Origin of the sequence: Moorena sp. SIO1F2, assembly GCF_010672755.1 — a bacterium.
GTDB lineage: Bacteria > Cyanobacteriota > Cyanobacteriia > Cyanobacteriales > Coleofasciculaceae > Moorena.
Genome location: NZ_JAAHFV010000203.1, coordinates 1 through 11548, shown reverse-complemented (window position 1 = coordinate 11548; position 11548 = coordinate 1). Strand labels below are relative to the sequence as shown.

At 44.5% G+C, this 11548-nt stretch carries 16 protein-coding genes and 2 tRNA genes; 8 read left to right on the top strand and 10 right to left on the bottom strand.

The genetic code is table 11. The features are described from left to right. The 4 genes from F6J94_RS21480 to F6J94_RS21465 form a co-directional block, all read left to right on the top strand. Nucleotides 1-190, top strand: a 190-nt coding sequence (locus F6J94_RS21480) for a hypothetical protein (RefSeq protein WP_293043995.1), incomplete at its 5' end; no start/stop codon positions are given. A 359-nt stretch (nt 191-549) separates the two neighbouring features. After that, nucleotides 550-747, top strand: a complete 198-nt coding sequence (locus F6J94_RS21475) for a hypothetical protein (RefSeq protein WP_293043993.1) — start codon at nt 550-552, stop codon at nt 745-747. Between the two features lie 512 nt (nt 748-1259). Then, nucleotides 1260-1721: a pentapeptide repeat-containing protein gene (locus F6J94_RS21470; protein ID WP_293043991.1), complete on the top strand. Its 462-nt coding sequence runs from the start codon at nt 1260-1262 to the stop codon at nt 1719-1721. Beyond that, complete coding sequence (locus tag F6J94_RS21465) at nt 1675-2406, top strand: molybdenum cofactor guanylyltransferase (protein ID WP_367142251.1); 732 nt, start codon at nt 1675-1677, stop codon at nt 2404-2406. The genes F6J94_RS21470 and F6J94_RS21465 overlap by 47 nt, the downstream gene beginning before the upstream one ends. Nucleotides 2407-2597: 191 nt before the next feature. Here the strand turns inward: F6J94_RS21465 and F6J94_RS21460 are convergent. Beyond that, a tRNA-Thr gene (locus F6J94_RS21460) sits at nt 2598-2670 on the bottom strand. 311 nt (nt 2671-2981) lie between these two features. Here F6J94_RS21460 and F6J94_RS21455 point away from each other — a divergent pair. Further along, nucleotides 2982-3146, top strand: a complete 165-nt coding sequence (locus tag F6J94_RS21455; protein ID WP_083373549.1) for a ribbon-helix-helix protein, CopG family — start codon at nt 2982-2984, stop codon at nt 3144-3146. 328 nt (nt 3147-3474) lie between these two features. On the opposite strand, the gene F6J94_RS21450 is transcribed toward F6J94_RS21455, so the two are convergent. After that, nucleotides 3475-3771, bottom strand: a complete 297-nt coding sequence (locus F6J94_RS21450) for a Dabb family protein (protein WP_293043989.1) — start codon at nt 3769-3771, stop codon at nt 3475-3477. Nucleotides 3772-3926: 155 nt separating this feature from the next. Beyond that, on the bottom strand, nt 3927-5519 hold the full coding sequence (locus F6J94_RS21445; RefSeq protein ID WP_293043999.1) for a Na+/H+ antiporter: 1593 nt from the start codon (nt 5517-5519) through the stop codon (nt 3927-3929). Nucleotides 5520-5615: 96 nt separating this feature from the next. Here F6J94_RS21445 and F6J94_RS21440 point away from each other — a divergent pair, with 96 nt between their 5' ends. Further along, entirely contained in the window at nt 5616-7310 is a 1695-nt protein-coding gene (locus tag F6J94_RS21440) for a SpoIIE family protein phosphatase (protein WP_293043997.1), read from the top strand. A gap of 3 nt (nt 7311-7313) precedes the next feature. Continuing rightward, nucleotides 7314-7730: an anti-sigma regulatory factor gene (locus F6J94_RS21435; protein WP_293043987.1), complete on the top strand. Its 417-nt coding sequence runs from the start codon at nt 7314-7316 to the stop codon at nt 7728-7730. Nucleotides 7731-8341: 611 nt separating this feature from the next. On the opposite strand, the gene F6J94_RS21430 is transcribed toward F6J94_RS21435, so the two are convergent. After that, the gene (locus tag F6J94_RS21430; RefSeq protein ID WP_293025947.1) at nt 8342-8560 is read right to left on the bottom strand and encodes a hypothetical protein; all 219 of its coding nucleotides are present in this window, start codon (nt 8558-8560) and stop codon (nt 8342-8344) included. A gap of 223 nt (nt 8561-8783) precedes the next feature. Beyond that, the gene (locus tag F6J94_RS21425; protein ID WP_293043985.1) at nt 8784-8915 is read right to left on the bottom strand and encodes a hypothetical protein; all 132 of its coding nucleotides are present in this window, start codon (nt 8913-8915) and stop codon (nt 8784-8786) included. A gap of 175 nt (nt 8916-9090) precedes the next feature. Here F6J94_RS21425 and F6J94_RS21420 point away from each other — a divergent pair, with 175 nt between their 5' ends. Further along, nucleotides 9091-9546 (top strand): DUF29 domain-containing protein, encoded by a 456-nt coding sequence (locus tag F6J94_RS21420; protein WP_293043983.1) that lies wholly within the window; start codon nt 9091-9093, stop codon nt 9544-9546. On the opposite strand, the gene F6J94_RS21415 is transcribed toward F6J94_RS21420, so the two are convergent. The 5 genes from F6J94_RS21415 to F6J94_RS21395 form a co-directional block, all read right to left on the bottom strand. Further along, on the bottom strand, nt 9543-9728 hold the full coding sequence (locus F6J94_RS21415; protein ID WP_293043981.1) for a hypothetical protein: 186 nt from the start codon (nt 9726-9728) through the stop codon (nt 9543-9545). The genes F6J94_RS21420 and F6J94_RS21415 overlap by 4 nt on opposite strands. 4 nt (nt 9729-9732) lie before the next feature. Continuing rightward, nucleotides 9733-9806: transfer RNA gene (locus F6J94_RS21410), tRNA-Pro, on the bottom strand. Nucleotides 9807-9854: 48 nt separating this feature from the next. After that, a complete protein-coding gene (locus F6J94_RS21405; protein WP_293043979.1) occupies nt 9855-10220 on the bottom strand; it encodes a DUF1818 family protein in 366 nt (121 codons plus the stop codon). A 29-nt stretch (nt 10221-10249) separates the two neighbouring features. Continuing rightward, complete coding sequence (locus F6J94_RS21400) at nt 10250-10909, bottom strand: hypothetical protein (RefSeq protein WP_293043977.1); 660 nt, start codon at nt 10907-10909, stop codon at nt 10250-10252. 109 nt (nt 10910-11018) lie between these two features. After that, nucleotides 11019-11246 carry a DNA-directed RNA polymerase subunit omega gene (locus F6J94_RS21395; protein ID WP_334220033.1) on the bottom strand — a complete coding sequence of 76 codons (228 nt, stop codon included), beginning with the start codon at nt 11244-11246 and terminating at the stop codon, nt 11019-11021. Between the last annotated feature and the right edge of the window lie 302 nt (nt 11247-11548).

Below are 11548 nucleotides of genomic sequence, written 5' to 3'. Positions count from 1 at the left end.
TCCCCATCTCCCCATCTCCCTATCTCCCTATCTCCCTATATCCCCATCTCCCCATCTCCCCATCTCCCCATCTCTCCGCGCCCAGCCCTATCGCTTATTCCAATTGCCGTTCCGAGGGTGTTATGGTGTCCATCAACCCTTCAAAGGTACCAGAATTGACGATAAAATACAACAATCCAGCAAACACTAGAAGAGCTAGAAGCATGGAACAACCGCGCATATAGTTCTCCTCCTTTAATTTATGAGCACTATCAGCATTATTCCACAAGGTTGTTACCTTAGCGGACAGGCAATTACCGTCAAAGCAACAACCCTGCGGGGTTAAAAGCAGCGGGGTTAAATAGGTTTAAACCTAATATTTTCCGCTACTGAATTAATTATAATTAATTATGGTCATCAAATACCATTTTTGTATCAATTTGTCATTAACTGTGTAACGAAGTGTGAAAACCTAAGCATTCAGCCGTCAGCTATCAGCTATCAGCTATCAGCTATCAGCTATCAGCTGTCAGCTATCAGCTATCAGCTATCAGCTAAAGGCCTTGGCCTATGGCCACGCTACGCGAATGGCCACGCTACTTGAGGTGCTATCAGCGTCGAAGTCTGTGCCAAGCTGTTCGGTGTAGCGTGCGCGTAGCACATATGCTTACATCTCAGTTCCCTGGCCTTTTGGCCTTTTGGCGACGCTACGCGAACGGCCACGCTACGCGAATGCCCAAGGGAGGAATTCATAGTCTTTGGCTTTGAGTCCGTTGAACTCGTCAGCCGAATAGCTTGTTTTAAGCTGATAGCTGATAGCACCTCAAGTAGCGTGGCCAACGGCCAACGGCTGACGGCTTACCTAAATACTTTGCCAAGAGGTATATTAGATAACAGATTTACTGTCTTGGTGACAGGATTTTTGACAAATCGATAATGATTTATATATTACCGGTTTCACAAAATACTTAATTTTAATAATTTATTAATTAAATCTTTACAGTATGGTAATTGGTGAAACCAGATAGGGCTAGAAAAGATAGTGTAACTAGTTAATCACTAACTAGTTAAAAATTCAATTGACAACATATAGTATAAAAAATCAGCAAGATGTCGTAAAAATTAGCAATTTTGAAAAGATAGGCTCGTTTTTAATTAAAATTTGAGTTAATTTAACTCGGCAATAAATCTAAGTGATAAACCAAAGCCGTTGATGGCATCAGGGTGCTGAGCATTTCATAGTTGTATTACTGTATTTCAGAGTGTATTTCGAGTAGTAAATGGAATTCCTTGAACTAATGAAGGGTGTTTCTCTAGAGCCAACTGACAATTCACTTAGAATTGACCTGAAGGATGCCAACTTAAGGGGTGCTGACCTCAGGGGTGCTGACTTAAGGGGTGCTGACTTAAGCAGAGCTGACCTAAGTGATGCCAATCTTAACGGTGCCCTGCTCAACGGAGCTGATTTGAGTCGTGCCTACCTCAGATGTGCGGATCTCAGTGATGCTAACCTGAGTGATGCCAACTTGATGGGTACTTATCTGAGTCGTACTGACCTCAGTCGTGCTAACCTAGGTGGTGCCAACTTGAGTAATGCCAACCTAATTGGTAGTCGAGTAGACAGTACTCAGTTTGGAGATAACTTAGGAATGTCTGAGGATATCAAGGATGACCTAAAGCGACGAGGGGCAATCTTTGAGGAGTCTCCCAGTCTACGTTCTGGAATTCTTGTCTGTTCCTGACCAAGCCATGGGCAGCGCTATAGCAAGTACTAATTACCACTTAGCTCTCTCAGGGATTGTCCTTGCAGGAGGCCTGAGTTCTCGTATGGGTAGGGATAAAGCCTTGATTCCGGTCGAGGGTGTCCCCTTACTGCGCAGAGTTTCTGATGTTGCCCTCAGCTGTATTGCTCAAGTCTCTGGTCAAGTCTCTGGTCAAGTCTATATCGTCACTCCCTGGCCAGAACGATACGTGGATATCTTACCTGAGACTTGTCGTGTCATTCGGGAAGTGCCGTTACCAGAAGAGACCACACCTCATGGTCCTTTGGTAGGATTTGCTCAAGGATTAGCTCATGTTGAAACAGATTGGGTACTGTTACTGGCTTGTGATTTACCCCAATTAAGAGCAGAGGTTGTGCAAGGTTGGCTCAAGCAGTTGGAGCAGACTCGGGAAAATGCGATTGACCAAAGGTCACGCTACGCGATAGCACTATTGCCAAGGAACCCCAAGGGCTGGGAACCCCTGTGCGGTTTTTACCGACGCCAGTGTCTACCGAGTCTCACTGAGTTTATCAATCAAGGGGGACGGTCATTTCAGCGTTGGTTGGCCCAGCATCCAGTACAGGAGTTGCTAGTCAGTGACACTAGGCTATTTTTTAACTGCAATACCCCTGCTGACCTAGAACAGTTGGAAATACAGAATTAAGGGGTGCTGATAACGCCCGAAGTTCCTAGAAATTCCTAGTTGTTTTATAGCAATTCTGATTTGGGTGAGGTACAGAGTCCTGGGTTTTAGGGAGCAGGGAGCAGGGAGTAGGGAGCAGGTAAGAGGGAATAGGTGAAAAAATCTGTTTACCTCATAGCTATCACAAACGCCACACATAACTATTTTTGATAAGCTGGTGACAGGATTCGAACCCGCGACCAGCTGATTACAAATCAGCTGCTCTACCAACTGAGCTACACCAGCAATCTTTTTAAGTATAACACTAAGTATAACACTTGTCAAAGCTTCCCGTCTGATCATCCATCACCCCTCATCTCCCCATCTCCCCATCTCCCCATCTCCCCACACTTCCCACACTTCCCACCCTCCCTGCGCCCGGCTCCCTTAATTATGGGTATTCAACCAGACTTGATATTAGGGGGAAAGCTACCTATCGATTGGGTGTGCAGAAAGCTTTCCATTACAATTTATGGAATAACATATAGTTTCTTTTTATTTGTGTTAATTTATGTTTATTTGGGTAAAAACCTAGAGTAAAAATTATTGTTAATCATATGGCTAAAGTAACCGTAACCCTCTATATGGAAGAAAAAGACAAAGAAGCGCTTCAACGATTGGCAGATGCCGAGGAGCGCTCCTTGTCCCAAATGGCAGTACTAATTCTCAAACGAGCGATTAAAAAAGCTCAGCAGGCAGGAGACATACCACCCAAAGACTAATAACTGATGGGTTGACAAGCTACCTTGTTAGCCTTACTGGGTGTAGGGTGTAGGGTTTAGGGTGTAGGGTTTAGGGTGTAGGGTGTAGGGAAAACTTTTTTTGGAACTAAGGCAATCATTGTCTTAATGCACTTGCTCATGGGGATTTCCCTCAAGACCGTAATGGTGCGTTTTCCGTAGGCGAATTAAATTCGCCACGGGTCGCACCTCTGCATCGCTTCTGGATTTATGTGTACAGCTACCCGGTCACCCCACACCCGGTCACCCCACACCCGGTCACCCCACACCCGGTCACCCCCTCAGTTCCTGTGCTCTATCCTTGAGGCTACTAAACTTCGTAATCCACTGCGATGATGTCTCCTAGGATAGGTTTGATATACTTCTCGATTACTGCCTGGTGGACTGGGTGATCGGCATAGGTACTCAGAGCGTCGCAATCGAGAAGTTGCACTCTCAAAGCATGCTGAAATCCCTGAGACCTGAGGGGGGAAAAGTTCTCTCCACAGGAAAGTTCTACAATCCCAGGAATTTGGTCTTTCAGGGCCAGGATTCCATTGATAGCCAATGCGATCGCATCCGCTGAAGCGTCTTCTTTCCACTTGAACAAAACAATATGCTCGATCATCTTTACTAACAAGTTGCTAAATTCCCATTACCACAGGCCAGGTGGTAAACACAAAAACAATTACTGTACTTAGAGCCAGCAAGCCTTCAATTAAATTGCCAATTAGCGACCCTCTCGCCCCAAACTGTTCTAAATTACCTTTAATCATTCCACAATTAGCTGACACCCTCAATATCAATGGTTTTCTGATCTGCCTCAATAAGTACCTGCTGCATAATGGGCGAAAGGTTTTCATTGAGCCGTCCAGAACGAATAAATTCGGCGTAGGTATCGGCTTCAATATCTAACATTGTTTCTTGAAGTTGCTCAAGGTCAAGGGTTTGGAGTTGAGGGTTGTTACTCCGTAACTCCTCAATTTCATCGTTAATCGTTGTCAGTTGGGTATCGATAAGTTTGGTTTGATAGCGCCACAGGTCGGAATCGATTTCTGTGGTCTTTAAGCCCTCCTCAAGATAATTTCTGACCCGATTCAGGGCGATGCGACGGGCAAGAACTTCCGAATATTGCTGACGTAGGGGTTGGTCACCAATTAAATTTAACTTTTCGAGAAACCATCGGGTGGTTAACCCCTGGACTAGCAGGGTAAACAGTACCACGCCAAACACAGTTTCGATAATATCTTGCCGTCCTTCTAACACAACTGGCACACTTAAGGCCAGAGCAATGGAAACCGAACCTCGCAAGCCACCCCACCATAGGACAGTTTGTTCCCGCCAACCAATTTGAGAGTTGACCAAGATATTGCTGAATGCGCCCAAACCATAAATTGCGATCGCTCTCGTCAGTAGTACAGCCAAGATAGTAACCGCAATTAAGTTAATATTTTGCCCTAAACTAGCTATCTTTATTTGATCACCAATCAGTAGAAAGACAATCGAGTTCACAAAAAAGGCTAAAAAGTCCCAAAACTCAGACACAATCAACCGGGTACGGGGGTTCATACCAATCCGGGAGCCAAAATTGCCCAAGATCACCCCAACGGTGACTACCCCAATCACACCGGATCCCCCTAGTTCCTCCACAATTAAATAAGTGCCATAAGCAGAAACCAAGGTCAGGGATTGCTCCACCAGGGGTAAATCAAAGCGTTGGGTGGCGTAGGAAATCCCAAAACCAATGATGCAACCGATGCCAATCCCAATCCCCACAAACCCTAAGAAACGGGCAACACTAGTGGCAATGGAAAATTCTTCTAGTCCTAGGGGTAGTCCGACTAATAAACTAAAAGCAACCACTGCTACCCCATCATTAAATAGGCTTTCCCCCTCCATCAGAGTTTTCAGCCGTTTATCCGCACCCAATTCCCGAAATAGGGCAATAACCGAAACTGGGTCAGTGGCAGAAAGACTGGCTCCAACCAATAAAGCAATGGTCAGGGGTAGTCCTGTCAGCTGATTGATAGCAAAGGCAATGCCAACTACGGAAATAATTACCCCAGCGATCGCAAATAGACTCACCGGTACCAAATCCCGTCGTAAGTCCCGCCAGCGGATATTCCAAGCGGCTTCAAAGAGTAGGGGGGGTAGGAAAATTTCCAGAATCAGTTCTGGTGATAAGTTAACCAGTCGGACATCCACAAAAGCCAACCCTAACCCGACAATTACCAGTAATAGGGTGTAAGGAATTTTACGGAACCAGGAAAAAATCCTAGATAGGGTTGCCACACTCAAAGACACCGACAGCACTAGGAGAAACTGTTCAAGGTTTTGCTTAATGACGACTTCGCCAACAGTGGACTCTAGGGACATACAGAAACTCCAAGCTAAACTCAAAGGGGAAAGCCTCCTGCCCGTGGGTAAAATCACAGGAGTTTTCGGTTTTCCCCTTACCAAGCAAAATTAGTGATGAGTCAGGGAAATCAAGACAAACTCAAATTGATGGTAGTAGACGATGAGTCTGACAACTTAGATCTACTTTACAGAACCTTCCGCCGAAAATTTCAAGTTTTCAGAGCTAATGATGCCATAACCGCCTTAGATATTTTGGACACCGAAGGAGAGATGGCGATTATTATCTCAGATCAGCGCCTAGGGGGAATGAATGGAACAGAATTCTTAAGCAGGACAGTAGAGCGTTTTCCAGATACAATTCGCATCCTGTTGACTGCCTACACAGATATAGAAGATTTGGTGGCAGCAATTAACTCAGGTCAGGTCTATAAGTACATCACAAAGCCTTGGCAGGGTGAGGAACTAAAAGCAGTGGTGCGACAAGCTGCGGAAACTTACCAAGTGCTAAAAAAAAGAACCAGGGAACTTTCTCGGGCCTTACGACGGGAAGAATTGTTCAATATGGTGACAACGGCAATTCGAGAATCCCTAGATTATAGTAGTCTACTGCAAAAGGTAGTGACCACCATGGGTCAAGCCTTTGATGCTACCGGTTGTATCCTGCGACCGGTAGAGTTCAACCAACTCACACCAGAATGTTTCACCTACAAGGTTTCTGGGGATGGCAATACACCTCATATCCCTAATGCTGATTTGATGATACAACAGGTATTAGATAAACCCGAGACTAAGTCGTGGCCAGAAACAAGGGATGGTCATAATTCGGTGCATTTGATCGTTCCCCTACCGGACCAACAACAGATCTTAGGGGTGTTGTGTCTCTACCAGCAAGGGAGTGAAGGGTCTTGGAATAAAGAAGATATCCAGCTGATAGAAGCCGTTGCTAAACAAGCAGCGTTAGCGATTTCTCAGGCAAAACTACTCCAACGCACCCAGTTACAGGCTCAGCAGATGCGGGATGAACTAGATGTAGCTCGCCAGATTCAGAATAATTTGCTGCGTCAGAGTTGGCCAGAGATGGAACAGGTGAGAGTGCAAGCTCACTGCACCCCAGCGCGACAGATTGGTGGGGATTTTTTTGAAGTCTATGTTCATCCCCAAGGAGATATATGGCTAGCAGTGGGAGATGTGTCCGGTAAAGGGGTACCTGCTGCCTTACTTATGACCAGTGCCATGTCGATGTTACGACGGGAACTTGCTCAAGAAACATCACCAGACCCAAAAACAGTGATCCAAAATCTTAACCACATCATGTCAGATGACCTCTATCATACCAACTGTTTTATTACCCTGGTCTTGGCTCGTTATACCCCTGACAAGCAACAGTTGGTTTACGCTAATGCTGGTCATACCTATCCTATGGTTTGGTCTGATCACCAAGTAGTCCAACAACACTCAGAGTCAAAAACTCCAGAGCCGACTTACCTTCAGGCTAGGGGTATTCCCTTAGGAATTTTGCCAATTTGGCAGGCGGAATCAGGAAATTTAAGATTAAATTCAGGTAGCATCCTGCTACTAACAAGTGATGGAATTACGGAAGCAACCCTGAATCCAGTGAATCCAGTGACAGGTTCTTCATCCGATGGGTCAACCAGCACCAGTTCTAGGCTTGAGTCATCCGGTCTTTGGGAGCTTCTGCTTCAGGAGCCTGCTCCCTTTGACCTGAGTCATTTATTAGCTCGGATTCGAGAGCGTACCAACCCGATTCAGGAAGACGACCAAACCCTAGTATCTCTGGAGGTATTGTAGTGGATGAAAACAGAACTACAGATACCGAGTGACCTCAAGTTTTTGAGCATTGTCGAAAACTGGTTTATGGGGATTTTGCAGGTTGAACTCGGAAATCGTGTTGATTGGCCTAGTCTATCCAATCGTTTGCGATTGGTGTTAGTGGAAGCTTACTCTAACGTAGTTCGTCATGCTCATCGCGATCAACCCAATTTACCGATCTTGATTCGCCTAGAACTCAAAGAACGGGATATTGCTATGGAGATTTGGGACTATGGTCAAGGATTTGACCCATCCTCTTATAAACCACCGAATCCAGGTGATTTACAGGAAAACGGCTATGGCTGGCTAATTATCCATCGACTAATGGATCGGGTGGAGTATCGCTTACAGGTCAATGGCCGGAATTGCCTGGAGTTGCAAGTCAGCTTAGCCAAGTAGCCCAGTAGCAGGAAAGCTATTTTGGGCATTGCTAAATTCAAAAGGTAATTGTTAATGTAAGCTATCAGCGTGTCGCGTATCAGCTAATGCGCTACTTGAGGTTCTACTTGAGGTGCTAATATCATGTGAGGCTAATTATAGCAACTGAAATATAGTTTAGGACATAGTATTTTGGTTTAAAGGGAGCTTCAACAGCTGGGAGCTTCAACAGCTGGGAGCTTCAACAGCTGGGAAAAGAAATATGTCCTAAGCTTTACTTCGACTGCTATACCCTTAATAAAAATCTCCCCCATCTCCCCCATCTCCCTCATCTCCCCATCTCCCGTTGGGGGAGGGTTTCTGGAGATGATGTAATCACATATAGTGGCGCAACCCGATCGGCAAAATACTCAATATCATCCATTAATTGAGGGTTATTAGCTACTAACTCGTGAATTAAATTTTGTGTCTGAACTTCATTAAGGCGATCTAAAATTTACTCTAAACTAGGACGCTGTTCAACTAGTTCTGGTTTATGCAAGCATACTAATAATGTTAATATGTTGGCAGTAGCCTCCATAATCCTAGAACTACAATAACCTGTGTCTAATTCCTCTTCCTCAAAACCAATATTAATAGGTGCGCTTTCCGCATCTAATTATTAAATTCGCCACGGGTCGCACCTCTTGATAAGGGCGAATATCACTACCTTCAACGTCTGCTGTAATTAATTTCCCCCGTTGAACTACTCTTATAACATGGCCATCGTGATAATAAGCTTTTCCTCTTTGCCAAGATTGGCTACTGGTATAAGAACGAATAATTTCCTGGCTAATTTCTGGAATAGACATTGCTCTGTACCCTGGTATGTATGCTTTTTATCGTAAGCATTCAGCTCAAAGCTCAAAGCTGAGAGCTTTGAGCTTTGAGCTTTTAAATAAAACAAGTAAGCATTCGTTTAATCTTTGTTACGTAAGCTGAACGCGCACGCGTGAGCTTTTAGCTCACGGCTGACGGCTGAATGCTGACGGCTGAATGCTTACGCAGTTATCAATTGGATAAGGTAATTTCCTGCTAGGGAGTAGGGAGTAGGGAGTAGGGAGTAGAGAAGTCAGAAGAGGAAACTACTGAGATTAACTCAATTATACAGGTGATGTGGCGGCGCTTATTGGGAAGAGGGAAAGGAACACAGGCCGCATCTGACAAACTATTAGGATAGTGCGATGTACTTTACGGTAAATCTTGATGAGATTTACATGATCCTGTGTTGGGTTTAACTATCGTTTCACCCAAGCTACAACTTTAATGGTATAATAATACTACTTTTAAATCGGTTCATTTATTGTTGGTATAAAGCCTTAATTTTAACTGATAAAAAACTATGTATGAACAAGATTTTAACCGTTGGCGAGAAATCCTCGTTGAACAAATAAAATCCAAAAATTTATCGGCAATTGATTGGGAGAATTTGCTGCTTGAGTTAGAGGACATGGGAAAGGCTGAAAAGCGAGCATTCATTAGCAATTTAACCATCTTGATTGCCCATTTACTCAAAATAATGGTTCAAACTGACGCTCCTGAGTCCATGAAAGGAAGTTGGTATAGTTCAGTCACAGAACATCGGTTTCGTATCCAAAAAGATTTACAAGATAGTCCTTCATTTAAACGTTATTTAGAAGAAGCGATCGCTAAAGCTTATCAAGATGCTCGAAAGTTAGCTATAAAAGAAGGTAAAAAAGCCAGCTTTGGCATTCGTAAGCCCAACCCTGAAGACTATCCCAATCAATGTCCTTTTACAATTGAACAGCTATTAGATGAAGACTTTTATGGGGATTAATTTAAAATGCGTTCGCGTAGCGTAGCCCTTTGGGCTAATCGCTTCTCCAAAGATAAAATGCGTTCGCGTAGCGTAGCCCTTTGGGCTAATCGCTTCTCCAAAGATACCAACCCTTGTCCAATCCTTGAAGAACTGAGTGCGATCGCACTACTCATCTCTATACCTTGACTATATATAGCCAATGAATCGGAGCGGCGGGATTTGAACCCACGACCCCCACTACCCCAAAGTGGTGCGCTACCAAGCTGCGCTACGCCCCGGAAAACCTTATTTACTATACCACACTATTCGAGATTTGAACAACTAAACTAAAAAACTTTCAGAGACTTAGCTGCTGCTAGCAACCCTGGAACCGCTGTTGCCACCCAGCTCCCCTCACAACAGCGTCCCTGATTCAAAATCAACCGTAGGGTATAAGCGGAAGGATAGCCCTCTACCTCCATCCATAGCCAATCGCTTTCTGCTTCGCAAGTGATTTTCTCTTCATCCATCAACTCACTTGCCATCTCACTCATAGTCTGAGCTAATTGCAGCAACAACCGACAAAAGTCATTCAACTCCGACTCCGTTAGCTCAAATGCCCAGTCCTCACCACCCACTAAACCTTTATAGTTAGGAGCCTCCGGATCCCAACCAATACGCCAGCCTTCTCCATGTTTAACCACACGTTCCATAAACCTGATTCTGCCCAATTAACCAGACGTCAATTAGGTTTGAGTAACTGAGCATCTCCTGGTTGAGGTAAAGATACTCCTCTTCTAGGATTAGAGGTTGTGGCAGGTGATGTAGGATTGGAGGTTGTAGCAGGTGATGGTGTGGCAGGTGATGGTTTTGTGCTCGACTCTGGTGCCACAGTTTCACTGCGATTGGGATTGAATATGCTGACCAAAACGCTTACTAGTGCATCCCGTTCGGCACGAGTTAATTGTTCTATCGCTGCAATATCCCCTTCCATGGGATTTTCGGTTAAGGTATCCCCACTGGGATACTGGGATGCGACTAGGTAATCGTACGCACCTAGATAGTCAGCCATGGTCAATTTCCAATCAAAACGGTAATTGGGCAACCGTTTTTTACCATAGACGTGATACCGAATTAAGCGGTTAACCAGGGTATTATTGGCAGCTACTTCACCGCTTTCTTTACTAATGTATTGGTTCTCTTGTGGTAAATCCGGTAAACGCTGATATACTACCTTGCTAAGCTCAGGGGGAATAAAAAACTGGGCGACAGCAGGCTGTGCTCCTAGGAGCTGGAAGACACCGGACCCTTGGTCGTGGGATTCCCACAGCAATAGTAAACCACTCGTCAAAGTGGTAAGAGCTAAACCTAGCGCTAGTTTAATTCCATTAGTCTTGTACATTGCTTCGATACGGCTATGGAACATTCCGACACAACCTTAAGATGAAACTAGGTAATGAACTACTCTTGCCCCTGACGCCCTTACCCCCTGACTCACTCAGCACTATAGCTTAGTCCGCAATAATCTCTGGCTGGGTCAATTCATCAGACATCTCAACAATTGCTCGCAGCACTGGCTTCATGGATGGCTCATCTAGACTTTCAAAATCTTCGAAGCGACGGCGCTTGGCACGGCTGGCCACTTGTACAGTGATCCGATAACGATTAGAAGCTGCACTTACTAGCTGCTCCGTCCGTTGCAGAATGTCCATTGAATCAAAGTTATAGCTTTTGTGCAGCATAAGGTTTATCAGGTTTTGCTATTTCTGGTTAAAATCAGTATCGCCCCCTCTACCCTAGCATACTTCACTCCTAAACTAGGGGTTACCCCTGATACAAGTCATAAAACTTTTCTTGAGGTTAATAATATACCATCAAAAAGTGAAAGAATTTGTGAAGTTGCGTGATTGCTACTTACATTGCTTGCTATGTATGACAATAATAAGAAAGAACAGTGAATTTGTACTATCTATATCTCATCTACTAACTATACCGAAACTATATATCTAACCAAGGCTGGGATAGTTTGGTAGAACTTCCA

Bases quoted from the DNA above. Each gene is read 5' to 3' on its own strand.
- F6J94_RS21445 (WP_293043999.1), bottom strand. From the start codon at position 5,519: ATGTCCCTAGAGTCCACTGTTGGCGAAGTCGTCATTAAGCAAAACCTT.
- F6J94_RS21475 (WP_293043993.1), top strand. From the start codon at position 550: ATGGCCACGCTACGCGAATGGCCACGCTACTTGAGGTGCTATCAGCGT.
- F6J94_RS21405 (WP_293043979.1), bottom strand. From the start codon at position 10,220: ATGGAACGTGTGGTTAAACATGGAGAAGGCTGGCGTATTGGTTGGGAT.
- F6J94_RS21450 (WP_293043989.1), bottom strand. From the start codon at position 3,771: ATGATCGAGCATATTGTTTTGTTCAAGTGGAAAGAAGACGCTTCAGCG.
- F6J94_RS21420 (WP_293043983.1), top strand. From the start codon at position 9,091: ATGTATGAACAAGATTTTAACCGTTGGCGAGAAATCCTCGTTGAACAA.
- F6J94_RS21455 (WP_083373549.1), top strand. From the start codon at position 2,982: ATGGCTAAAGTAACCGTAACCCTCTATATGGAAGAAAAAGACAAAGAA.
- F6J94_RS21435 (WP_293043987.1), top strand. From the start codon at position 7,314: ATGAAAACAGAACTACAGATACCGAGTGACCTCAAGTTTTTGAGCATT.
- F6J94_RS21430 (WP_293025947.1), bottom strand. From the start codon at position 8,560: ATGTCTATTCCAGAAATTAGCCAGGAAATTATTCGTTCTTATACCAGT.
- F6J94_RS21440 (WP_293043997.1), top strand. From the start codon at position 5,616: ATGAGTCAGGGAAATCAAGACAAACTCAAATTGATGGTAGTAGACGAT.
- F6J94_RS21400 (WP_293043977.1), bottom strand. From the start codon at position 10,909: ATGTACAAGACTAATGGAATTAAACTAGCGCTAGGTTTAGCTCTTACC.
- F6J94_RS21470 (WP_293043991.1), top strand. From the start codon at position 1,260: ATGGAATTCCTTGAACTAATGAAGGGTGTTTCTCTAGAGCCAACTGAC.